1 protein-coding gene is annotated in these 491 nt (G+C 61.5%); it reads left to right on the top strand.

The window, feature by feature from the left end:
- Positions 1 to 491 (top strand): ABC transporter transmembrane domain-containing protein (locus E4P00_RS21965; RefSeq protein ID WP_248133070.1); only part of this gene is annotated, 491 nt, incomplete at both ends.

Genomic DNA, 491 nt, shown 5'->3' with positions numbered 1-491 from the left:
TCTTTGGCCACGCCATACGCCTGCGCAACTCGGCCCGGCCGCGTTCCACCGGCACCTTCATTTCCCAGGTTCGCGAGCTGGAACAGATTCGCGAACTGATTACTTCCAGCACCATCACGGCGCTGGCGGACCTGCCGTTTTTCCTGCTGTTCCTCGGCGTATTCTGGCTGCTGGTCGGCCCGCTGGTGCTGGTGCCGCTGTGCGCGCTGGTGTTGATGGTCACCCCGGGTCTGTTGTGCCAGGCCAAGTTGGGGCGCCTGGCCAATGAAGCGTTGCGCGAATCCAGCCTGCGCAATGCCTTGCTGGTGGAAACCATCCAGGGCATGGAGGACGTCAAGGCGCTGCAAGCCGAGCAGAAATTCCAGCTGAGCTGGAACCACTACAACGCAACCACCGCCTCGGCGAACCTGCGGCTCAAGGCCTTGACCCATCGCTTGCAGTACTGGTCGCAATCCATGCAGACCCTGGTGTTTGCCGTGGTGATTTTCTTC

Source organism: Pseudomonas sp. B329 (assembly GCF_023127835.1).
Taxonomy (GTDB): Bacteria; Pseudomonadota; Gammaproteobacteria; order Pseudomonadales; family Pseudomonadaceae; genus Aquipseudomonas; species Aquipseudomonas synxantha_A.
Note: the sequence above shows the minus strand (reverse complement) of the source record. Positions and strands in the feature narration are given on the sequence as shown.